Annotated in this window: 17 protein-coding genes; 8 read left to right on the top strand and 9 right to left on the bottom strand. The window is 74.2% G+C overall.

The features are described from left to right. Positions 1-61: 61 nt before the first annotated feature. The 5 genes from pcaB to ACP4J3_RS39500 form a co-directional block, all read right to left on the bottom strand. The gene (pcaB, locus tag ACP4J3_RS39520; RefSeq protein ID WP_426541235.1) at positions 62-1,426 is read right to left on the bottom strand and encodes a 3-carboxy-cis,cis-muconate cycloisomerase; all 1,365 of its coding nucleotides are present in this window, start codon (positions 1,424-1,426) and stop codon (positions 62-64) included. A gap of 218 nt (positions 1,427-1,644) precedes the next feature. Further along, on the bottom strand, positions 1,645-3,624 hold the full coding sequence (locus ACP4J3_RS39515; protein ID WP_426541175.1) for an FAD/NAD(P)-binding protein: 1,980 nt from the start codon (positions 3,622-3,624) through the stop codon (positions 1,645-1,647). 248 nt (positions 3,625-3,872) lie between these two features. Next, on the bottom strand, positions 3,873-5,441 hold the full coding sequence (locus ACP4J3_RS39510) for a class I adenylate-forming enzyme family protein (RefSeq protein WP_426541174.1): 1,569 nt from the start codon (positions 5,439-5,441) through the stop codon (positions 3,873-3,875). Positions 5,442-5,539: 98 nt separating this feature from the next. After that, positions 5,540-6,094, bottom strand: coding sequence for an SRPBCC family protein (locus ACP4J3_RS39505; RefSeq protein ID WP_426541173.1), 555 nt, complete (start codon positions 6,092-6,094; stop codon positions 5,540-5,542). Positions 6,095-6,326: 232 nt separating this feature from the next. Continuing rightward, the gene (locus ACP4J3_RS39500; protein WP_426541172.1) at positions 6,327-7,304 is read right to left on the bottom strand and encodes an NADPH:quinone reductase; all 978 of its coding nucleotides are present in this window, start codon (positions 7,302-7,304) and stop codon (positions 6,327-6,329) included. Positions 7,305-7,440: 136 nt separating this feature from the next. On the opposite strand from ACP4J3_RS39500, the gene ACP4J3_RS39495 reads away from it, so the two are divergent. From ACP4J3_RS39495 to ACP4J3_RS39485, 3 genes are all read left to right on the top strand, one after another. Next, a complete protein-coding gene (locus ACP4J3_RS39495) occupies positions 7,441-7,881 on the top strand; it encodes a GNAT family N-acetyltransferase (RefSeq protein ID WP_426541171.1) in 441 nt (146 codons plus the stop codon). 672 nt (positions 7,882-8,553) lie between these two features. Then, positions 8,554-8,946 (top strand): hypothetical protein, encoded by a 393-nt coding sequence (locus ACP4J3_RS39490; RefSeq protein ID WP_426541170.1) that lies wholly within the window; start codon positions 8,554-8,556, stop codon positions 8,944-8,946. Continuing rightward, positions 8,933-9,565: a DsbA family protein gene (locus tag ACP4J3_RS39485; RefSeq protein WP_426541169.1), complete on the top strand. Its 633-nt coding sequence runs from the start codon at positions 8,933-8,935 to the stop codon at positions 9,563-9,565. Before ACP4J3_RS39490 ends, ACP4J3_RS39485 begins: the two co-directional genes overlap by 14 nt. A 273-nt stretch (positions 9,566-9,838) precedes the next feature. Here the strand turns inward: ACP4J3_RS39485 and ACP4J3_RS39480 are convergent, their stop codons facing one another. Genes ACP4J3_RS39480 through ACP4J3_RS39465 form a run of 4 tightly spaced genes read right to left on the bottom strand, consistent with a single transcriptional unit; the run spans position 9,839 to position 16,305 of the window. Continuing rightward, a complete protein-coding gene (locus ACP4J3_RS39480; protein WP_426541168.1) occupies positions 9,839-11,032 on the bottom strand; it encodes an MFS transporter in 1,194 nt (397 codons plus the stop codon). A 31-nt stretch (positions 11,033-11,063) separates the two neighbouring features. Further along, positions 11,064-12,359 (bottom strand): ATP-grasp domain-containing protein, encoded by a 1,296-nt coding sequence (locus ACP4J3_RS39475; protein ID WP_426541167.1) that lies wholly within the window; start codon positions 12,357-12,359, stop codon positions 11,064-11,066. Between the two features lie 14 nt (positions 12,360-12,373). Then, entirely contained in the window at positions 12,374-12,919 is a 546-nt protein-coding gene (locus tag ACP4J3_RS39470) for an NADPH-dependent FMN reductase (protein ID WP_426541166.1), read from the bottom strand. 5 nt (positions 12,920-12,924) lie between these two features. Beyond that, positions 12,925-16,305, bottom strand: a complete 3,381-nt coding sequence (locus ACP4J3_RS39465; RefSeq protein WP_426541165.1) for an ATP-grasp domain-containing protein — start codon at positions 16,303-16,305, stop codon at positions 12,925-12,927. A gap of 311 nt (positions 16,306-16,616) precedes the next feature. Here ACP4J3_RS39465 and ACP4J3_RS39460 point away from each other — a divergent pair, with 311 nt between their 5' ends. The 5 genes from ACP4J3_RS39460 to ACP4J3_RS39440 are packed head-to-tail and all read left to right on the top strand — an operon-like array spanning position 16,617 to position 21,801. Then, positions 16,617-18,500, top strand: a complete 1,884-nt coding sequence (locus ACP4J3_RS39460; RefSeq protein WP_426541164.1) for a WD40 repeat domain-containing protein — start codon at positions 16,617-16,619, stop codon at positions 18,498-18,500. Further along, positions 18,497-19,129 carry a GTP cyclohydrolase II RibA gene (gene ribA / locus ACP4J3_RS39455; protein WP_426541163.1) on the top strand — a complete coding sequence of 211 codons (633 nt, stop codon included), beginning with the start codon at positions 18,497-18,499 and terminating at the stop codon, positions 19,127-19,129. Before ACP4J3_RS39460 ends, ribA begins: the two co-directional genes overlap by 4 nt. Beyond that, positions 19,126-20,088: a formylglycine-generating enzyme family protein gene (locus tag ACP4J3_RS39450; RefSeq protein ID WP_426541162.1), complete on the top strand. Its 963-nt coding sequence runs from the start codon at positions 19,126-19,128 to the stop codon at positions 20,086-20,088. The genes ribA and ACP4J3_RS39450 overlap by 4 nt, the downstream gene beginning before the upstream one ends. Further along, complete coding sequence (locus ACP4J3_RS39445; protein WP_426541161.1) at positions 20,085-21,149, top strand: pyridoxal-phosphate dependent enzyme; 1,065 nt, start codon at positions 20,085-20,087, stop codon at positions 21,147-21,149. Before ACP4J3_RS39450 ends, ACP4J3_RS39445 begins: the two co-directional genes overlap by 4 nt. After that, the gene (locus ACP4J3_RS39440; protein WP_426541160.1) at positions 21,133-21,801 is read left to right on the top strand and encodes a class I SAM-dependent methyltransferase; all 669 of its coding nucleotides are present in this window, start codon (positions 21,133-21,135) and stop codon (positions 21,799-21,801) included. Before ACP4J3_RS39445 ends, ACP4J3_RS39440 begins: the two co-directional genes overlap by 17 nt. Positions 21,802-21,815 lie beyond the last annotated feature (14 nt).

The raw sequence follows: 21,815 nt of genomic DNA, 5'->3' as shown, positions 1-21,815 counted from the left end.
CAGCGCGGCCCGGCGGGAGCAGGCCGCGATGGCGGGGACGGGGGTGGGGGGGGGTGGGGGTTCAGCGCCGCAGCGCACGCTCCACCAGGGCGGTGGCGGCTCCGGTGTATCCGGCCGGATCGCACAGCTCGGCCAGCTCGCCCGTGACGCCGGACGGCAGGCCCGGCAGTCCGGCGAGCACCTCGGCCAGCGGGCGGCCGGTACGGCCCGCCTCCCGCGCGGCCTCGGTCATCAGCTGCTTGGCCTCGGCCTTGCCGAGCAGCGGGGCGAGTTGTGCGGCCACCCGCTCCGAGACGATCTGACTGCCCGTCATGTCCAGGTTGGCGCGCATCCGTTCGGGCCTGACCTGCAGCCCCTCGGCGAGCTCCACCGCGGTGTGGGCCGCCCCGCCGGCCAGCCGCAGGCACTCGCGCAGCAGCTGCCACTCCGCGTGCCAGGCGCCGGCGGACCGCTCGTCCTCCGACACCAGGCACTGCGTGAGCGCGGCGGCCAGGGCCGGTACCTGAAGGGCCGCACTGCGCAGCAGGGTGGCGAGCACCGGGTTGCGCTTGTGCGGCATGGCGGAGGAACTGCCGCGGCCGTCCGCACCGGGCTCGGCGACCTCGCCGACCTCGGTGCGGGCCAGTGACTGCACATCGACGGCGATCTTGCCGAGCGCACCGGCCGTGAAGGCCAGCGCGGATGCCAGATCGGCGACGGGGGTGCGCAGCGCGTGCCAGGGCAGCACGGGCCGGGCAAGGCCGGTCTCGGCGGCGTACGCGTCGACCAACCGGTCCAGATAGACGCCCGGTTCGGGCCGTCGGCCGTCGTCGCCGACGGCCGCGTACTCCAGATAGCCGGCCAGTGTGCCGGCCGCCCCGCCGAGCGAGACGGGCAGTCCGCCCTCGTGGACGCGGGCCAGGCGCGCCTCGGCGTCCAGCACCAGCTGCCGCCAGCCGGCCGCCTTCAGCCCGAACGTCGTCGGTACGGCGTGCAGGGCGAGCGTGCGGCTGACGGCGAGCGTGTCCCGGTGCCGGCCGGCCAGCTCCGCCAGCGCCCGCGCGGTGCGCATGAGGTCGGCCCGGATGATCCCGAGCACGCGGCGGGCGACCAGCATGGTGCCGGTGTCGAGGACGTCCTGACTGGTGGAGCCCCGGTGCACGTACTCGGCGGCCCACGCGTCCTGTTCGGCCACCACCGCGGTGAACGCCTTCACCAGACCGACCACCGGATTGGCGGTCTCCCGGGCGGCCAGCGCCAGCGCGCGCAGGTCGAGCCGCCCGGCGTCGGCCGCCCGGGTGATGCTCTCGGCGGCCTCCTTGGGCAACGTCCCGAGCGAGGCCTGCGCCCGCGCCAGAGCCGCCTCGGCATCCAGCATGGCCTGCAGCCAGGCCCTGTCACCGGTAGCCACCTCAACGGGTGTACCGGCCCGGACCGGCGACAGCAGTCCGGCGTCGGTGAGGTGATCGGGGGCTGGGGTGGCACGGTCACGGTCGGTGGCCGCTTCGGTGGGTGTGCCGGTGGTGAGCGGGCACTGCGGTCCGGTGGCGGTGAGCTGGCCGGGGGATGGGGTTGCGCGATCACCGCCGGCGGCCGTTTCGACGGGTGTGCCGGTCGTGGCCGGCGGCAGCAGGCCGGTGTCCGTGAACCCCTCGGGGGAGAAGGTCACACGATCACCCCGGACAGGTCGCTGTCGGCGTCCACCGGCCGTACAGCGACGGGGACATGGGCCACCGGCGGCAGTGCCAGCACCGAGCGGGCGATCGCGTCGGAGTCGCCGAGCGTCACCGAGTCGACGCCCGGCCGGATGCCGGCCGCCGTCACCCAGTGCACCGACTCCGTGGGCACGCCGTAGGCGAAGCGCCGCGGGTGGGCGCGGCCGCGGCCGTCGAGCAGCCGGTAGGGGCGCTCGGTGACCGCCAGTCCACCGGTCTCGTAGACGGTGCCGCCCGCGCCCGCGATCCGGTACGGCGTCGCCTGGTCGGTGTCGAGCAGGTGCTGCAGCAGCGGGTCGTCGGTGCGGCGCAGGTCCGGCTCGGGCAGCCGGGCCTCGATGAGCGCGCTCGCCCGCACCGGCTCGCCCGGCACCGCCGTCGACGTAGCGACGTACACCTGGGCCGTGGTGTCGATCCGGACCTGCGTGCCCGGGCCGGTCAGCGTCAGCACGCCCGCCTCGATCAGCGCGATCATCTCCTCGATGCGGGAGGACGGCGGGCCGATCGACAGGAACGCGTTGAGCGGCGTGTACCAGCCCTCCAGGTCGTCGCGGTGCGAGTTGCCCTCCAGACCGCCGTGGTCGACGGCGAGGCGGACCTCGTTGCGCAGGTCGCGCAGCACGTCCAGGGCGGCCTTGAGCGGACCGCTGACATTGCCCTTGCGGGACTCCTCGACATCCCGCCGCAGATAGGCGAGCAGCCAGCCGGTGAACTCCTCACGGCCGGCGAACTCCCGCTCGCCGTACGGCCGCGACAGGCGCTCCCAGTCCCAGCGCTCCTCGGCCGGGATGCCGTATGCGTCGAGGAGGGCGCCCGGATCGGCGTCCGGCTCCAGCGCGAGCAGCCGCCCGGTGAACTCCTCCCGGCGCTCGCCCTCGCCGCGCTCGCTCAGCAGCGCGCCGTAGTAGACGCTCTCCACCTCGCGGGAGATCAGCGGCCACAGGTCCTCGCCGAAGTTGACCGGCCGGCCGGCGGCGGAGCGCTCCTTGAGCGTCGCGATGTACTCGGCGGTCAGCAGGCGGGGGAAGTAGCGGCCGGTGGAGCCCTTCTCGTTCTCGCCGCGCGCGTGGTACGGGACGCCGCGCCGGGAGAACGCGTACAGCTTCGGCTCGTTCCCCGAGGGGCGGTAGACGAGCCCGCCGCCCGGCGTGCGCTCGAAGCGGCCGCCGCGGCCCAGCGTGAACAGGGCCATGTGATCGAAGAAGTTCAGGCCGAGCCCGCGCAGCAGCACGTTCTGTCCCGGCCGGATGCCGGTCAGGTCCAGGTCGGCCGGGTTGGCCGGGGTGACGTAGGTCAGGTGGTGGATGCGCGACAGGCTCGCGGTGCGCGCCTCGCGGGCCGACAGCCGGGCCCGGACATGGCCCTGGGCCATCACGACGGCGTCCAGCTCGTTGAGCCGGGTGCCGTCCTCCAGGCGGATGCCCTGCGGGCCGCCGGGAACGCCGTGCGTGTCGGCCGCGGCGACCGCGCGCGAGCGGTGCACCCGGACCTCGACGTGGGCGGGAGCGGACCGCACGATGTGCTCGAAGCAGTCCTGCAGGTAGCTGCCGTAGAAGGCGCGCGTGGGATAGGAGTCGGGGCCCAGGCGCCGGGCCTCGGCGAGGACCGCCTCGTCGACCTCGGCCGGGTCGCCGAGCAGGGCCAGGCTCTGCGCCCACTCGTAGAGGCTGGGGCCGGGCTCGATGGGGCCGTCGATCCGGGCACTGTCGTCGGTGAAGACGGTGATCTGCGAAGCCACCGTGTTCATCAGCAGGTGCTGCGACTGCTCGGTGCGCCACACCGTTCCGGCGCCGGGCGCCGAGGGGTCGACGACATGGACCGTCACCGCGCTGTGCGCCGGGGCACGGCGCTCATTGGCCAGCAGCCGTTCCAGCACCGACAGCCCGCGAGGGCCGGCACCAATGATGCAGACCTCGAGGGTGCTGCTCATGCGGATACTCCGTTTCTGGGCAGGGGCGACCGGCGGCCGGGAGCGTAGGAACCGGCCGCCTGCCGCGGACGAGGGGACTTGAGGCCACCGGGGCCAGGGCCCGGGTACTGACGGCGTGCGGGGCCGGAAGTCGGTCACAGGCCTGGATACGGGGGTGGCGGACCGGGCGTCCGGGCGGGGCCCGCCGCCTGCGCGCGGCCCGCCGCTCGGGCAGCGGCCCTTGAGCCCGCCCGGTCCGTCGGAAACGGCTACTCGCCGGGACCGGCCGCCAGCAGGCGGGCCAGTTCCAGGCGCTTGATCTTGGTGGTGGCGGTCTGCGGGAGGTCCTCCAGCCGCCACTGGACCGGATCGCCCAGGGCCGGCAGATCGACCACCGCGGTCTTCCAGGCCATGTCGTCCAGCGGTGCGTCGTCGCGCGTGCACACCACCGGTACCGCACGCCCGTCCGGGCCGGGGATGATGATGACCTCGACGAGCTCGGGCAGCCGGGTGAACAGCTTGTCCTCGATCTCCAGCGTGGACTGCACACCGGGGATCTCGTCGACCTCGCGGTCCAGCAGGTGCAGGCAGCCCCACTTGGTGCGGTAGCCGAGGTCGCCCATGCGCCACCAGCCGTCGTTGACCTGCTTCTGCCAGCGCTGGTGCTCACCGAGATAGGTGACGATCCGCCCGTCGCTGCGGACCTCGATGAAGCCGGGGTTCTCCCTGGAGACCGGCGCGCCGTTGCGGCTGACCACGCGCACCCCGGTCATGCCCGGGAACGGCATGCCGACGCAGCGGCCGTTGAAGTCGGCGCCGTCCTTGAGCGAGTAGGTGCGCGCGGCGATCGGACCGACCTCACTTTGCCCGTAGGCCTGGGCGAAGCGCCGGCCCTTGCGGCGGGAGGCCTTGAGCAGGGTGTTGACGGTGCGCGGGTGGATGGCGTCGAAGGTGGAGGAGAAGTACTTCACGTTCGCCAGCGGCCCGCGCGGGTCGTCGGCCAGCACCTCCCAGCGCAGGAACGTGTTGGGGTGGGCCTCGATGAAGCCGGGCGGGATCTGCGTGAACAGCTCGCCCACGGTCTGCGGGTCGTCGTCCTTGAGGATGATCAGCGGGTGGCCCTGCAGGATCGAGATGGGCATCGCCGTGAACATCCGCGAGTGCACGAACGACACATGGATGGCGATGGGCTCGCTGCGGCGCACGGCGCCGCGCACGACGGTGGCCTGCGGCCGGTAACGGGACTGGAAGCTCATGCCGGTGTGCACGGCCAGCTTCGGCGTGCCGGTGGTGCCGGAGGTGTGCGTGATGAGCGTCGGGTGGTCGATGGGCATGGACACCGCGGGCACGCGCGGGGCGCCGGCCAGCGAGGCGAACGGCGTCGCTCCCTCGTACTCGCCAAAGGCCAGCAGCACCTTGCGGGACAGACCGAAGACCTCGGCCGGCAGGTCGTGTTCGAGCTTGTCCTGATCGGTGACGAGGAACGGCTGCCCGACCCGGCGCAGCAGTTCGGCGACCGTCGCGCCGTCCAGTTTCGGCGACAGCAGCACCGGGATGGCTCCGGTGCGGGCGACGGCGCAGGCGAGGAGGGAGATGTCGAAGCCGTCGCTCTTGTGCACCACGACGTGGTCCCCGGGGCGCACCTTGACGGACCACAGCCGGGAGGCGAAGTCGTCCACCAGGTCGGCCAGTTCGGTCAGCGTCGCGCGCCGGCCGAGGCGGGGGGCGATGTCCAGGTCGTGGTCGAGGATCACGAAATTCGCCGGATGCCGGGCCGCCGCTCGGTCGAACAGCGTGCCAAGCCGAATTCCCTTGCTTCCTATTCGCTGGAGAAACATGTAACCGATCTCTCGTCCATGGCTGCGGATTCCTGAAAGGGGGGTGCCGGATTACGGAACTGACGGCCTGCCGGTTGCGGGTGGTGCGGCGCGCGGCCTCAGTTCTTCTCGATGACGTCCTTGATGCGGGCCAGGGTGTCGTCGAGGTCCTGCTCGAGCTTCGCGGTCCAGTCGGCGATGAACCGCTTCCGCGCGTCCTCGTCGAGATCCGCGACGATCTTGTGGATTCCGGCGGTGGCCCTGCCCATCCGGAAGTGGTGGACGAGCCAGGAGGTGCCCTCACCGGCGTCCTCGACGTCGAAGCCCCAGATCGACTCCTGGTCCTCGCGGGCGTGGGTGAGCATCATCCAGCGGAAGGTCCGGCCGGGCTCGGCGGCCACCACGCGGGCCTCGGTGTACCAGGTGCCGCGCACCAGCGGCGCCCAGCCGACCACGTCCTCGCTGCGCAGGTTCTCGCCGCGGAAGACCGAGCCGACCGCCGAGGGCTCGCCCTCGATCCACTCGCCGCCCATGCACTCCGGGCTCCACTCCTTGCTGCGGGTCAGGTCGCTGACCACGGAGTAGACCTCCGCCGGGGTCGCGGAAATACGAATTCGGGCGTCCAGTTCGAAGAGTGGGGAATTGTTGATGACGGTTTCAGTGTTCGCTGTCATGGCGGCAATCCTGCCGATCCCCGCAGAAGCCGAGCAATGAAGCCGTCCGGGGTCCGTCAAGTTCAATTCCGTCCCGCCGCCGGGGAGTTGACGGTGGATCATTTCGATACGGGAATCACCGGCCGGCGCGGGAAATCACGAGAGGGCGCCGCGACAGCCGTACGCGACGCCTTCACCGGCAACGGAACGGAGCGCATACGGCCGCTCAGGCGGGGGTTTGTCCAGGGGGCTCTCAGTCGCGCACGCGCAGTACGAGCTTGCCGTGCACCTTCCCCTCGTCCAGGCGGCGGTGGGCCTCGGCCGCCTCGCTCAGCGGCAGGACCTCGGTGGCGCGCGGGCGCAGCCGGCCCGCCGCCAGCAGCCCGTTGATGCCGCGGGCCGCGTCGGCGAGCTGGGCGGTGTCGGCGTGCGAGATGGCGAAGCCGTGCACGGAGCGGTCCATCAGGTACAGCGGTCCCACGGGCAGCACCGGACGGGTGCGCAGCCCGGCCAGCACCACGATCCGGCCCCGGCCGGCCAGCAGGTTCACCGCGGTGTCGAGGTCGTTGCGGCCGGAGGTGTCGACATGGACGTCCACGCCGTGCGGGGCGGCGGCCCGGATCTGCCCGGCGACGTCGTCCGAGCGGTAGTCGACGACATGGTCGGCGCCCAGGGACCGCAGGTACGGCTCGTCGCGGCCGGAGGCGACGGCGATCACCCGGGCGCCCGCCCGGACCGCCATCACGACGGCCGCGCTGCCCACGTTGCCGCCGGCGCCGAGCACCGCGACGGTCTCGCCGGCGCGCAGCCGTCCGTGCGTGAACAGCGCCAGGTGCGCGGTCGCGGCCGGGTGCGCCAGCGCCACCGCGTCCACCGGGTCCACGCCGTCGGGCAGGTGGTAGAGCCGGTCCGCGGGCACCACCGCCTGCTCGGCGGCGGCGCCCTGGCGGCCGTCGTGGCCCAGGCTGTTGCACCACACCCGGTCGCCGGGCCCGAAGCCGGTGGCGGCCGGGCCGGCCGCGGCCACCGTGCCGACCAGATCGCGGCCGATGACGAAGGGGAACTCGACTGGGGTGCGCCAGGCCCCTGAACGGACGAAGGTGTCCACATGGTTGACGGCGCTCACCTCGACGTCGACCAGCACGTCGTGCGGGCCGGGCACGGGCGGTGGCAGCTCGTCGTGACGAATGAGGTCGGGGGAGCCGAGCTGGGTTATGTAAGCGGCACGCATGGTCGCCGAGTCTGGCACCGGCCGCGACGCCCGCGGCAGACCTGGCGGCGATCAGGGGGCACGGTCCGTCAGGTCGGCCCGATGGTGTGTCAACTCGGGTGCACGGGACGGCCATGGGGCCCCTACGATTCCCGCCGTGTCCCTCACCCTGACCGATGTGGTGCCCGGCGACTGGCGCATGTCCGCGCACATACGGCCCCTGATGCGCGCCCTGCGGCCCGCGCTCACCGAAGAGGACTTCGACCGGTTCGCGTCCGAGGCGCACGCGCAGGGCCTGGTGTTCACCGCCGCCCACGACATCCACGGCCACTGCGCGGCGGTCGCCACGCACCGCGTCCTGGCCACCAGCCGTGGCCGGATCCTCTTCGTCGACGACCTCGTCACCGACCCCGACCGCCGCTCGGCCGGCATCGGAACGGCCCTGCTCACCCACCTGACCGAACGGGCCCGCGCCGCCGGCTGCCATCGCATCGAACTCGACTCCGGCACTGCCAACCTCGCCGCCCACCGCTTCTACCACGCCCGCCGGATGAACATCTCGGCCCTGCACTTCACGCGCGACATCACCGGCACGTGACGCCCACGGGTTCCCGCCCGGCCGCTTCTGTCGTTCCGGCGGGTGCCGGGGTGCCGGGGTGCCGGGGTGCCGGGGTGCCGGGGTGCCGGGGTGCCGGGGTGCCGGGGTGCCGGGGTGCCGAGGTGTTGGGGTGCCGAGGTGTTGGGGTGTTGGGGTGTTGGGGTGCCGAGGTGTCGGGGTGTCGAGGTGCGGCGGCTGCGGGGGCCGCTGGGGGCAGGAGGGCGAGCCCGGCGCCACCGCTTTCTGTCGCGCTCGCGGGATGAACGCAGGCCCCGGCACACAGGAGTCCTCGCCGCCACCATGTCAGCCGTCGGGACGCTGCGGGCTCGGCCGCCGTCTCCTCCCGGCCGCTTCCGGTCTCGCCGGGGTTGGGCTGGGCTGTCGTCCACGCCGTGTGCCGCCCCTTCCGCTCCGCCCTCCAGGCGCAGCTCACCGGGGCGGCCGGGGCGCGCCGTGTCATCCCGCATCCGGGCCGTCGCGTCTTCCCGGCCGGCCAGTGCCACCCCGCTCCGGACTCCTGCGACCCCTCCCGCAGGCCCGCCTTGGTCGCCCCTTGGCCGAGCGTCGACCGCTTGCGGCGACCGTGTGGGCACGCCGCAGCGCCCGGCACCCGCGCCGTGGGCAGCCGTACGTGGCGCGAACGGCACGACAAGGAAGCGGAAAACACCTCACATGACCGACACCACCGTTGCCCCGGACGGGCAGGACGCCCCGGCCGTCGGACGGCTCGCCGAGCTGACGGCCGCGCTGGCGCAGGACCTGGCCGACGGAGCCTGGAGTCCCGGCCCGCTGGAGCGCCGGCTCGCCCATCGCCTGCTCGTCGCGTCGGCGGGGGACCAGGAACTGACCGCGGACCGCCTGCGCGACACGCTCTGGGAGGGCGACGTCGCCCTGCACCACGTCGGCGAGGGCCGGCTCGCGGCCCTGCTCGCACACCTGTTCGCCATAGCCAATGCCTCCGATGCCCCCGGTGCCCCCGGTGCCACGGCGGCCAGGACCGAGGCCCGCGCCCTGCTGGAGCGGGTCGCGGGCCGGGAAGGAGAACACGACCGTGCCCGCAGCTGACCCCACCCCCGTCGACTTCTGGTTCGACCCCGTGTGCCCGTGGGCGTGGATGACCTCCCGCTGGCTGCTGGAGGTCGCCGAGCACCGCGCCCTCGACATCCGCTGGCACGTCATGAGCCTGGCCGTGCTGAACGGGGGCCGCGATGACCTGCCCGAGCGCTACCGCCGGCTCCTGACCGAGGGCTGGGGACCGGTGCGGGTGGTGACCGCCGCGGCGCAGAAGTACGGCGACGACGTCACGGCCCCCCTCTACACCGCGCTCGGCAACCGCATCCACCGGCAGGGCCTCGGCCCGAGCCGGGAGGCGATGGCCGGAGCTCTTGAGGAGGCAGGCCTCGCACCGGACCTGATCGACTACGCCGACCAGGACACCTACGACCGCGAACTGCGGGCCTCCCACCAGGAGGGCATCGACCGAGTCGGCCAGGAGGTCGGCACCCCGGTGATCGCCCTGCCCGGCCCCGACGGTACCGCGACGGCCTTCTTCGGCCCGGTCATCACCCCCGCCCTGCACGGCAAGGCGGCACTGGACCTGTGGGACGGTCTGCTGCTGCTGGCCTCCAGCCCCGGCTTCTACGAGCTCAAACGCTCCCGCACCCAGGGCCCGGTCTTCGACTGACACCCCGGGCCCGCGTCGCCCCGACCCCGTAGGGACGACGCGGGTCCCTCACACGCCCCGGCCTCCCCGCCGGGGCGCGGGCCTTTCCCCCCGCGCGGCAAAACCACCGCCCCACGGCCGCACGCACAGCGACCAGCACCCGGCCACGGTCCGGCGCCCGTATCACCGGCTCTCGTATCGACGCCGGGGACGTTGTGCTGCCGGGTGTTTGTGCCACGGCCACACACCGCCTGGTGCCCGCACCACGCCCTGACACACCGCCCGGCGTCCCCCTCAGGCCGCCACGGTCGCCACCTGCTCACGCCGTGCGCGGGACCGCGGCTGGGGAACGCGCAGGGCGAGCAGGCCGAGGGTCGTGAAGAACGCGGCCCAGCCCACCCAGCCGGCCCAGTCCCAGCTGACGGTGGTGCTGATCAGCGGTGGGCCGACGACCGTCGTCACGGCGAAACCCAGGTTGAGGGCGGCGAGATGGCCGGTCTTGTGCCCCTGGGGGATGTGCAGCAGCGCCGCCCCCGTCGTCCCGGCGGTGATCAGCAGCTCGCCCAGCGACAGCAGCACCGCCGCCCCCACCACGACCAGCAGGTCCAGCCGCCCCGCGCCCAGCACCGTCAGCGGCACCACCAGCGCGCCGAGCCCGGCCAGCAGACCTCCGAGGCACATCAGTGCCCGCGCCCGCGCCAGCCGCTCCGAGCCCCTGCTCAGCCGTACCTGCAACACCACGACGATCACCGTGTTCAGCAGCTGGATCAGCGTCACGCTCCACGCCGGGGCCTGGGTCTGCTGCACGATCCACAGCGGCATCCCGATGCCCAGCAGCAACGCCGACAGCGTGAACCCCCCGTACAGCGCGGTGATGGCGAGGAACGGCCGGTTGCGCAGAATCCTGGCCCGCCCGCCCGGCCCGCCCGGCCCGCCCGGCGCGGCGGCCGAGGCGGGGAAGCCGCGGCAGACCGCGGCGCAGCACAGGAACAGCACGGCCGAGGCCACCAGCACCGCCCGGTACCCCCACGCCGCGCCGCCGGCGATCGCGGCGCCCGCGGGCAGCGCCCCGGCCGCCATGCCGGCGTTGCGCAGGGTCCGCAGCCGGGCGAGTGTGCCCACGGCCTGCGCGTCACCGACCCGGCTGATCAGCCCGGACTCGATCAGCGGGCCGATGCCGCGGCTGAGCAGCCCGGCCACCGCCGCCGCGCCCAGCGCCTGCCCGAAGGAGGAGACCGCCGACAGGGCGAGGAAGGCCGCGCAGCGGATCGCGAACAGAGCGCCCAGCACGGCGCGCACGCCGAGCCGTTCCGCCGCCCGGGCGATGGGCATGGCGCCCAGCAGGGACGCCACGCCCGAGGCGCCGAGCACGATGCCGATCTGCTGGTTCGTCAGAGCGGCCGCCCTGTCGAGGAACAGCACCGACAGCGACAGATACATGCCCAGGCCAAGGGCGTCGCACAGCCCCACCGCGTAGAACCTGCGCACCGGCGCCGCCGCCTCCTTCCGCGTGCCGGCATCAGTCACGGTCCGCCCCGGTCGTCGCGTCGAACCCCGGCACCAGCCGGATGTCCAGGGCCTGCTCCACCTGCCGGGTGACGGCGCGGGCCGCGGCCCGGTCGGGCGCGCCCACCATGAAGCTGGCCAGGTGCAGGGTGCGCTGCCGGCTGACCCGCTGGCCGGGCGTGAAGCGGGGGGAGACGTAGACGAGTTCGGGGAAGGCGCGCAGCACCTCCTCGACGGGGGTCTGCGCGGCCACCCGCCAGTTGCCCGCCGGGATCGGCAGGAACCGCAGCAGGGCGACCCGGGTGAACTCCGGCGGCCCGGACGGCTGCAGGCCGAGCGCGCTACGGCCGATCTCGGCGGCGTAGTCGTAGCCGGCGGCCACCTTGAACATGGTGGGCAGCGGGCCGCCGGCACGCGCGTTGACCTCGATGACACGCGGCCCGTCGGCGGTCAGCGCGATCTCGGTGTGCACGGCGCCCGAGACCAGCCCGATCGCCCGGATGGCCCGCTCGGCGACGTCGACGACGGCAGCCTGGACCGCCTCGTCCAGCCGGCTGGGCAGGACGACGCCCTCCTCGGCGTAGCCGTGCTCCAGCGGCAGCCGGTCGGAGACCGCCAGGTGGTGGGCGGTGCCGTCGGCCAGCAGCGACTCCACGCTGCAGTAGGCCGCGTATCCGCTGTCGCCGTCCGTCTCCAGCGCCATCCGCTGCTCCAGCAGATACGCCTCGTCCAACTGGAGGAAGGCGGTCTCCTCGGCGCGCGCGGCGGTGAAGGCGTGGATCAGCTCGGTGTACGTGGACACCAGCCGCACGCTCTGGCTGCCCGCGCCCAGGGAGGGCTTGAACACGCCGGGGAGCCCGACGCGCGCGGCGGCGGCCGCCAGGTCCCGCTCGCTGGTGATCACCTCGAACTGCGGTGAGGGCACGCCGTGCTCGGCGAAGACCAGGCGCTGGCGTGCCTTGGACTGGGCGACGGCCACCGCCTCGGGCGGGTTGCCGGGCAGGCCCAGCCGGGCGGCGATCTCGGCCTGCGGGCGCAGCAGCAGTTCGGAGTAGGTCACCACGCCGTGCAGGGGCAGTCGGCCGTGCAGGGCGGCGGCGGCCTCGACCGCCGCGTCCAGGTCGTCGGCGTCGAGGAACTCACCGCGCAGGCCGCGCCGTTCCCAGTCGGCGCGGACCTGCTCGCCGGAGCGCCAGGCGGTCACGTACACGACGCTGACGGTGCCGGTCAGGGTGGACAGCGAGTCGAGGGCCTCGTCAGGGGCGTGACCGCCGATCCCGGCGAGGAGCAGAAGGTGGGGGGAGCCCATGATGGTGAGGCCTTTCAGTTGAGGACGGGGAAGGACGCGCGGGACGCGCCGAAGGACAGGAGTTCGCCGACCAGCACGTCGAGCCGCCGGTCGAGGAAGCCGAGAGGTTCTCCGGGGGCCAGGTCGGCCCTGGTGGTGGCGACATGGGTGGGCGCCGCCCAGCCGCTGAGCGCCCTGACGACGGTGCGCAGCTGGTCGCAGGCGGTGCCGGCGCCGCGCGGCCCGCCGCCCGCGGCGATCAGTCCGACCGGCCGTCCGGCCAGCGCGTCGCCGGTGAGATGGTCCAGCGCGTTCTTCAGCAGCGCGCTGTAGGAGCCGTGGTAGACGGGCGTGGCGAGCACGGCGCCGCCGGCGCGGGCGACACGGGCGCGCAGGTGCGCGGTCTGGCTGCCGGGCGGCGGATCGTCGTAGTCCTCAAGCGCGTGCGGCCGGGGGAACTCCACGGCCAGGTCGATCAGTTCGAAGCCGACGCCGGCCCGGTCGATGCGCTCGCCCGCCCGCAGCAGGATCTCGCGGGTCACCGAGTCCTTGGCGGCGCTGCCGAGGATGCCGAGGATCATCGCCGTCACCCCTCGCCGGCCGGGCCGGTCACGACGCGTATCTCGCGCTCGGCCCGGGCCAGCAGCCGCGACAGCTCGCGGTGCGAGTCGTGGACGAAGACATGGGTGCTCACCCCGGTGCCGGAGAACGTCGACGCGGCCACGGTGTCGCCGACGCGCCCCTGCACGGACCGGAAGTGGGCCAGCGGCGCCACCGCCGAGTCGTCGTACTCCAGCAGCCTTCCGCCGCCGCAGTAGTGCACGGTCCAGCCGGCGTACGCGGCGACCGGCTCGCGGCGCCCGGCGAGCAGGTCCTCGCCCGCGTCGGCGAGGATCTTGGCGTGCCGCAGGTCGACGCCGGTGGTGGCGCGGAACGCCTCGGAGATGCCGGCGCCGCCGGGCCGCGCGGCCACCTCGCAGAACGTCAGGCGCTCCCCGGTGACGAACGCCTCCAGGTGCAGCACGCCCGAGCGCACCCGCCAGGCGTCCACGACCTGCGCCAGCAGCCGTCCGGCGGCCGCGCGCACCGCCGGGTCGGCCACGGACGCCGACGACAGCGGCCGGCCGCTTTTGAGGGCCATGGTGTCGCGTTCGTAGAGCGAGACGTCCCACACCGGCTCGCCGCCCTGCACGACCGCGTCGATGTGGCACATCGGGGCGTCGACGAACTCCTCGCACAGCTGCGTGCCCGGGATGAACTCCTCGCGCAGCCAGGTCTGCAGAGCCGGCCAGGACGAGATGATCGCCACACCCTGGGAGCCGGAGGCGGCCCGCGGTTTGAGGACGATCTTCCCGTGGCGGTCGAACATCTGCGCCACGTCCTCGGGGGTCTGCGCGAGCAGCCCGTCGGCGCAGCGGACGCCGTGGCGGCGGGCGATGCGCTTCATGACGGCCTTGTCCACGAAGCGGCGCACCTCCTCGGGGCCCTCGCCCGGCACGCCCAGCAACCGCCGCAACCGTGCGGCGGGTTCGAGCAGCCGCTCCGACATGGCGGCCACCCGGTGCACCGGATGCGCCGCGTGCACGGCGCGGGCGAGATGCTCCAGCGCGAAGTCGTCGCCCAGATCGGCGCGCACGGTCAGCTCGGCGGGCCCGGATCCGGCCGCCGACGTCATCACGCTCAGCCGGAAACGGTCCGCGCCCAGCACGGGCGAGGAGCCGTCCGCCAGGGTCCAGGTGGTGTGCCCGAGCCGGTCCAGGAGCAGGACATGGGTGCGGTCCAGGCAGCCGGTGCGCAGGACGAGGGAGTCCTCCAGCCGTGCGGCGGCCCGCCTGGCCCCCTGCCGGCCGGCCGCGACCACGGTGTGCCGCAGCCATACGGCGGGCCCGGGCCTCTCGTGGACGTCGCCGGCGGCGGTGAACACCTGCGCCCTGAACAGCCCGGGCCGGGCGCTCAGTTCCCCGGCGGTGGTGGCCCGAACCACCCGGAAGCGGCCGCCGGGCGCCGGCACCTCGCGCTGCACGGCGACCGTGCCACGGCTCGTGCCGCGCGGGGTGCGGCCGAGCGCGGCCTCGGCGACGGCGCAGACCAGACTGCGGGTGTGCACCGCGTCGTACAGGTCGATGGTCGGCGCGTCCAGGCCGGGCAGCAGGACGGGCTCACCCACCTCCGGCGCGTCGGCGGGGAAGACGCAGCGCACCACGCCCTCCACCCCGGCCGCACGCACCGCGCGCACGGCCCGCTCGGCGAGCAGGCCGCGCAGCGGCGCGCTCAGGCCCGACGGGCACAGCCGGGCGTCTTGTTCCTCGTCGATGACGGCGAGGGCGTGAGCGGTGCCGCGGTGCGCGGCCACCACCACGGTGTGGCCGCGCGGCCGGTCACCGGCCACGGCGGCCGGTGCGCCGTCGCGCAACTGCCGTGCCACGGGGGAGGAGGAGAAGGTGAGCGCGGCGCGCACCGCCCCGGCCGCGTGGACCAGGCGGGCGGCGGCCCGGATGCCCGGTGCGGACCGGGCGCTGTGCCAGTGCCCGCGGTAGTGCCGCCGCCACAGCGCCCGCGCCTCGTCCTCGCCGTCCGGCCCGCCGGTCCACACCACGCTCAGCCGCGCGGTGACGGCTCCCATGGCGGTCAGGATCCGCTCGGCCGGGTCGTCGGCGCCGAGCAGCACCAGCAGATGGTCGCCGCCGGGGGCCCTGCCCGGGGCCGGCTCCGCCGCCGTCCGCGGCGTTGGCCCTGACCGCGGCTCCGCTTCCAGCTCCAGCGACGTCAGGATGCGCCCGGCGGCGTCGGCGGCCGCGCGTGCGGCCTCCTCGCCCGTGCGGCCGCGGGCCAGCACATAGCCGAACCGGTCGTGGTTCGTGCGCAGCGCCCGGACCCGGTCGCCCGGTTCGACGGTGAGGTACGTCTCGACCACCTCGGGCGTGAGCGCGTCCACCGGCTTGACCCCGCGCACCACCGCGTCCACGGGGCTGTACAGCTGGTGCAGGGCGACGACCGCCTCCGGCGGCGCGGCCTCCTGCACCGGGGTCCCGACGGCCAGCGCCACCAGGTCCCGGGTCAGTGAACGCCCCAGCGCCAGTGACATCTGACGGGCCACCACATGCCCGGCGACGCGGGCGTTGAGCTCGATCAGCTCGGGCCCGGTCGGCGTGAGCAGCAGTTCGGCGTGGACCGCCGAGGCACGGATGCCCAGGGCGCGTACGGCGTCCAGGACGAAGGCGCGGGCGGCCGCCTCCTGCTCGATGCGGGCGGGGAAGTGGCCGCCGAGCTCGGCGGCCTGGCCGGGCGGCGCGGGCAGCCGCTCGGCGAACCCGAGCAGCACCACACGCTCGCCCTGCACCAGCAGTTCCGCGCTGACGTGCCGGCCCACCGCGTAGCTCTCGACCAGCGCCCGCGGCGGCGCACCGTCGCGGCCCGCCGGTACCCCGAGCACCTCGGCCAGGGCGCGGGCCGCCTGCGCCCGGGTCCAGGCGATGGTCACCCCCACCGACCAGCCGCCCGCGGTGGGCTTCACGACGACGGGCAGCCCGATCTCGTCCACCGCCGCCAGCCCCTCGGCCTCGGTGCCGGCCACCCGCCAGGCGAGCGAGCCGACGCCGTGCTCGGTGAGACGGGCGCGTACCGCGGCCTTGTCGCCGAGGATCCGGGCCGTCGCCGGCGATTCGTGAGGCACCCCCAGGTCCCGGGCGAGTTCGGCGACGGCGAACGGATACACCTCGTCACGGCCGATCACTCCGTCGACCGGAGTGGAGCCGAGCCTGCCGCGCAGCCGGTCGGCCAGGCCCCCGCGGGCCGGCGACGGCACTTCGATGATGCGCGCGGCCCGCGAGGAGAGTTCGAATCCCGGCTTTCCCCGATAGGCGTCCAGGTTCCCGGTGACAAAACTCACCTCGATTCCCGAGTCCGCCATCTCCGCGACCATGTCGAATCCGCGGACTGACGTCGTCTCCACCAGAACTATGTGCACGCCGCTCAGCTCCCTGGCCCGGTCCTGACGTTCCGCGCCAGCGTCCGCCCGGCCCACCGAACCCCTCAAGGAAGCCCGGAGGAATGGGTCAAGTAGTCCTCCCGCACCACCCGTTGACGCGGCACCGGGCCCACTGTCAACACGGCGGGCCCGAATACCGGAAGTTGCCAGATTGCGTGTCGTCCGCTCGCCATTCGTCAAGCCGCCCGCCTAATTTCGGCGATCGGCGGACCCGGTAATCCAGGAATTCGAGAAACCGGGAAACCGAGAAGTCCCAGCAACCGAGCCACCGAGAAAAAGGACGAGACGGCGTGCGAACCATTGACCTTCCGGCCTACGGATCAGGCCACTCCGCTCCCCTCACCCATGTGGGATTCAGGCCCGACGGACAGCGCCTGGCCACCAGTTCGTACGACGGCACGGTGATCGTCTGGGACACCGGCGACCCGTCCCGTCCCGCCCCGCTGGCCCGGCTGCGCCACCGCCGCCTGGTCAACGCCTCCGCCTGGAACCCGGCCGACCCCGAGGTACTGGCCACCGCGTCGGCCGACAAGACCGTGGCGATCTGGCGGGTGGGCGAACAGGGCCGGACCACCCTGCACACCGTGCTCGCCCGGCACACCGACGACATCAACTCGGTGGCCTGGCTGCCCGACGGCGAACGGCTCATCTGCGTCTCCGAGGACGGGCGCGCCACCTTGTGGTCGGCCGTCGACGGCGCGTTCCTCGCCGAGGTCGGCTCGCACGAGGCGCACTGCATGATGGTGTCGGTCAGCGCCCAGGGCCTGGTCGCCACCGTCGGCGAGGACGGCCTGGTCGCGGTCAGCGACCCCGACACCACCGCCGAGCCCCGCACCCGCCGCTACGACTCCTCCATCGAGGGCTGCGCCTGGTCCCACTCCGGCCGGCTGCTCGCCGTCGCCCGCGACGACGGCTGCGTCGACCTGCTCACCGCCGACCTGGAAGCGGTGCGCACCGTCCCCGTGTCCACCTCGGCGGCCCGCGCGGTCGCCTGGGCCGAGGACGACTCCTGCTTCGTCGTCGGCGCCTACGACGGCGCCCTGCACTGCTTCGACGTCGTCGGCACCCGGCTGCACCGCGTTGAGGACCGCCGGGTGTGGCCGCGCTCGGTGGCCGTCGCCCACGGCGTCGTCGCCGCCGGCAGCTTCTGGAACGGCCCCCACCTCTACGACCTGCACACCGCCCGCGAGATCGCCGCCCCCGACGCCGCCACCCACGGCCCCAACGCGCTGGCCCAGCACGGCGACGAACTGCTCATCGGCACCGACTCCGGCCTCGTCGTCGCCGTGACCACCGACGCCTTTGGCAGCCAGACGGCCCGCACCACCGCCTTCACCGACGGTCCGATCCTGTCCCTGGCCACCGACGGCGACACCGTCTACGCCGGCACCTACTCCGGGCACGTCCTGCGCCACGACGGCCGCCTGCTCACCACCAGCACCGGCCTCGGCGCCCCCGTGCCCTCCCTCACCCTCCACGAGGGCACCCTCGTCGCCGGCACCTACAACGGAGAGTTCCTCCTCCTCGACCCCGGCACCCTCGAGGTGGTGGAGCGGATCGAGGCACACGACGGCTCCGTGAAGTCCCTCACCGCCGTGGAGCAGGGCTTTTTGTCCGCCGCCACCGACCGCACCGTCGAAGCGGGCGGGCCGCACGGCCGCAGCAAACTGTGGGAGCACGGCAACCTCGTCAACGCCGTCGCCGCACTGGGCACCGAGGCCGCCGCCAGCGCCTCGCGCGACCACACCGTCAAGGCCGGCCGGCTCACCCGCCTGCCCGACGGCACCTGGCGCGCCGAGCGCGTGCAGACCCTCCTCGGCCCCGACGAGTCGGTCAAGTGCGTGGCCCTCCTCGGCGACGCCGAACGGCCCGTCGTCCTGGCCGGCTCCTACGACTTCGGCCTGTACGCCTGGCAGATCGACTGGGACGACTCCGCCGCCACCCTCGCCTCCGGCCGGGTCCTGGCCGAGTTCGCACAGGGCCTGTCCTGCATGCTCCGCCTCACCGACGGCACCGTCGCCGTCGCCGGCTGGGACGGCCGTGTCCTCGTCGTCGGCCTCGACCCCGCCGGCCGGCCCGAGGTGCGGCACTCGCTGCACCTGGACGAGCTGCTCACCGCCCCCACGGCGACCCACCCGGCCGCCGCCCGCACGATGGAAAGCAGGGCCGCATGAACCGCCTCACCGCACTGCCGGACGTCGCCTCGATCCGCGCCCGCGTGCCCATCGCCCTCCACCGCGCGCAGGGCCGCGCCGCCGAACTCGTCACCTTCCACGGCCTGCCCGACGCCCAGGAGCACATCGCCTGCCTCCTGCCCCACACGCCCGGCACCGTGCCCCTGGTGCGGCTGCACAGCGAATGCCTGACCGGCGACGTGTTCGGCTCCGCCCGCTGCGACTGCGGACCCCAGCTCGACGAGGCGCTCACCGCCATGGCCGACGAGGGCGGCGTCCTGCTCTACCTGCGCCAGGAGGGCCGCGGCATCGGCCTCTACAACAAGCTCGACACCTACGTCCTGCAGGACCAGGACATCGACACCTTCCACGCCAACCGCATCATCGGCCGCGGCGAGGACGAGCGCGACTACCGGGCCGCCGCCGCGATGCTGCGCGCCCTCGGCCTGATCCGCATCCGGCTGCTCACCAACAACCCCGACAAGGTGGCCCAGCTGCGCGGCCTCGGCATCCGCGTCGAGGCCGTCCTGCCCACCGCCGTCCACCTGACCGAGGACAACGCCCGCTACCTGTCGGCCAAGGCCAGGAGCGGCCACACCCTGGCGCTGCTGAAGGAGGCGAGCGCATGAACCTCGACGACATCGCCCGGTCCCCGCACTTCAAGGAGCACGCGGACCTCGCCGACCCGGCCCGCGTCCACACCACGCCGCACCCGCGGCCCTCCGCCGACCGGCTGCGCCTGGCCGCCGCCGTCGAGGACCCGTCGCTGCCGCTGGCCGAACGGCTCGCCGCCGGCGGCATGCTGGCCCTGCTCGGCGACCCGCGCATCACCCCCGTCCCGGCCGTCTGCTTCGTACCCGGCGCCACCGTCCCCATCGGCCTGCCCGCCGAGGAGACCGGCTACGTCACCCGGGCCTGGGCCGACAGGGGCGTGGAGGAGTCCTGGATCGCCAAGGAGACCCCCGAACACGCCGTTCGGATCGCCGACTTCTACCTCGCCCGCTACCCGGTGACCAACGGCGAATGGCGCGACTTCCTCGCCGACACCGGTCTGGAGGACCGCCCCACCACCTGGTACCTGGGCGCCTACCCCTGGGACCGCTCCAACCATCCCGTCGCCGGCGTCCGCGCCGAGCACGCCGACCGCTACGCACGCTGGCTGAGCGACCGCACCGGCCACCCGTGGCGGCTGCCCACCGAGGCCGAGTGGGAGTACGCGGCCAAGGGCCCCGAAGGGCGCCCCTACCCGTGGGACGGCGGCTTCGACCCGGACGCCGCCAACACCCGTGAGTCCGGCGTGCACACCACCACCCCCGTCGGCGCGTTCCCGGCCGGCCAGGCCCCGTTCGGCGCGCACGACATGGGCGGCAACGTGGAGGAGTTCACCGCCGACGACTACGCCCCCTACCCCGGCGGAGAACACATCGCCGACCACCTGGTCGAGTCGATGGGCACCTACCGCGTCGCCCGCGGCGGCAGCTTCGCCCGCTTCGGCGACCTCACCCGCACCCGCCGCCGGCACGGCGCCTTCCCCGGCCCGCTCTACCCCGTCGGGTTCCGCCTCGCCACCAGCGAGCGCCCCTCATGACCGCGCCGGTGATGGCACCCCCCGCCGTCCGGCCCGCCGGCATCGAGCGGGCGCTCGCCGCCCGCCGCCCCGGCCGCGCCGACATCGAGGCGCCCTTCGCCCCGCTGGAGCGGCGCGCCCTGCGCCTGCTGCCCCGCCTGGCCGCGCTGAAGCCCACGATCGGCGCCACCCCGCTGGTCCCCGTACCCAGCCGGGCCGGCCGCGGCACCGTATGGCTGAAGGCGGAGGCCGCCAACCTGACCGGCACCGTCAAGGCCCGCACCGCCTACGCCCTGCTGTGCGCGGCCGTGGCCCGCGCGGGCACCCCCGACGTCCGGCTCGTGGAGTACTCCGGCGGCTCCCTCGCCCTCGCCCTCGCCGAGATGTGCGCCGCACTCGGCCTCGACCTGCACCTGGCCGTGCCGCACGGCTCGCCCGACCGCCTCGTCGGCACCCTGCGCCGGCACGGCGCACACGTCACCCACGGGCCCGAAGGCGCCGGATTCCTCGGCGCGATGGACGAGGCCGCACACATCGCCGAACGCGAAGGACGCCATCTGCTGCTGCAGCACTGCGCCCCCGAGGCGGTCGCCGTGCACCGCGAACGCACCGGCGCCGAGATCACCGCCCGCCTCACCCAGGAAGGGATACGCCCCGTCGCGCTCGCGGCGGCGGTCGGCTCCGCCGGCACCCTCGTCGGCACCGCCCAGGCCCTGCGCACCCGCTGGCCGGACTGCACACCCCTCGCCGTCTTCCCCGCGGAAGCCCCCTACGGCGACCACCGCGCCCCCGGCGGCGCCCGCCGCATGAACGGCACCGGCGGCCTCGGCCACGGCCTCAGGCAGCCCCTGCTGGCCCCGTACGAGGACGACTTCACCTTCACCGAGATCGACTACACACAAGCGCTTCAGGCGATGCGTCGGCTGCAGCGCATCCAGCAGGTCGCCGTCTGCAGCAGCGCCGCCGGCGCCTGGCTGGGCGCGTCCCGCATCGTCGACCAGGGCCCGCGCGGCCGCCACGCCGTGGCCGTCGCCGCGGGCCGCGGAACAGCCGAGGAGTGGGCTCATGCCGCCGACCACTGACACACCCGCCGACTACGCCGCCTACCGGCGGACCGTCGCCGACTCCTTCGGCCACTGGTACCGCCAGGGACGCGACTCGTGGACCGGCGCCGCCACCAACGATCAGGTGACCCGGTTCGCCTGTGCCCAGGCACCGGCCGCCGCCGGCCCCGGCCGCCGCCGGATCCTGGACGTGGGCTGCGGCCGCGGCCACCAGAGCACCGAGCTCGCCGAGCGGCTCGACGCCGACACCACCGGCCTGGACCTGCTGGACGTGTGGGACGCCCCGCCGCCCACCCGCGGCCGGACCCGCTTTCGCCAGGGCGACTTCCTGGACTACGCCCGTACCGGCATCGACCTTGTGGTGGACAACGGCTGCCTGCACCACCAGCGGCGCGCCGACTGGGCCGCCTGGGCCGCCCACGGCGCCCGCCTGCTGCGGCCCGGCGCAGTCCTGGTCGTCAGCGTCTTCCTCAGCCCTGACGGCGAGATCGCCGAACTTCCCCTCGACGACGGCCGCCTGAACTGGTGGCTGACCGAACAGTCCGTCACCGGCCTGTACACCGATGCCGGTCTCACCCCCGCGGACCGCCTGGTGATCGACCGGAACTTCCAGTACCAGGGCCACTGGCTCGAATACCTGGTGCTCTCCTTCCGCAAGACCGACGGATGACCCCCGTCACCTGT

Source organism: Streptomyces sp. UG1 (assembly GCF_049974585.1).
Taxonomy (GTDB): domain Bacteria; phylum Actinomycetota; class Actinomycetes; order Streptomycetales; family Streptomycetaceae; genus Streptomyces.
The sequence above is the reverse complement of the archived record's forward strand: the minus strand, read 5'-3'. Positions and strand labels throughout refer to the sequence as shown.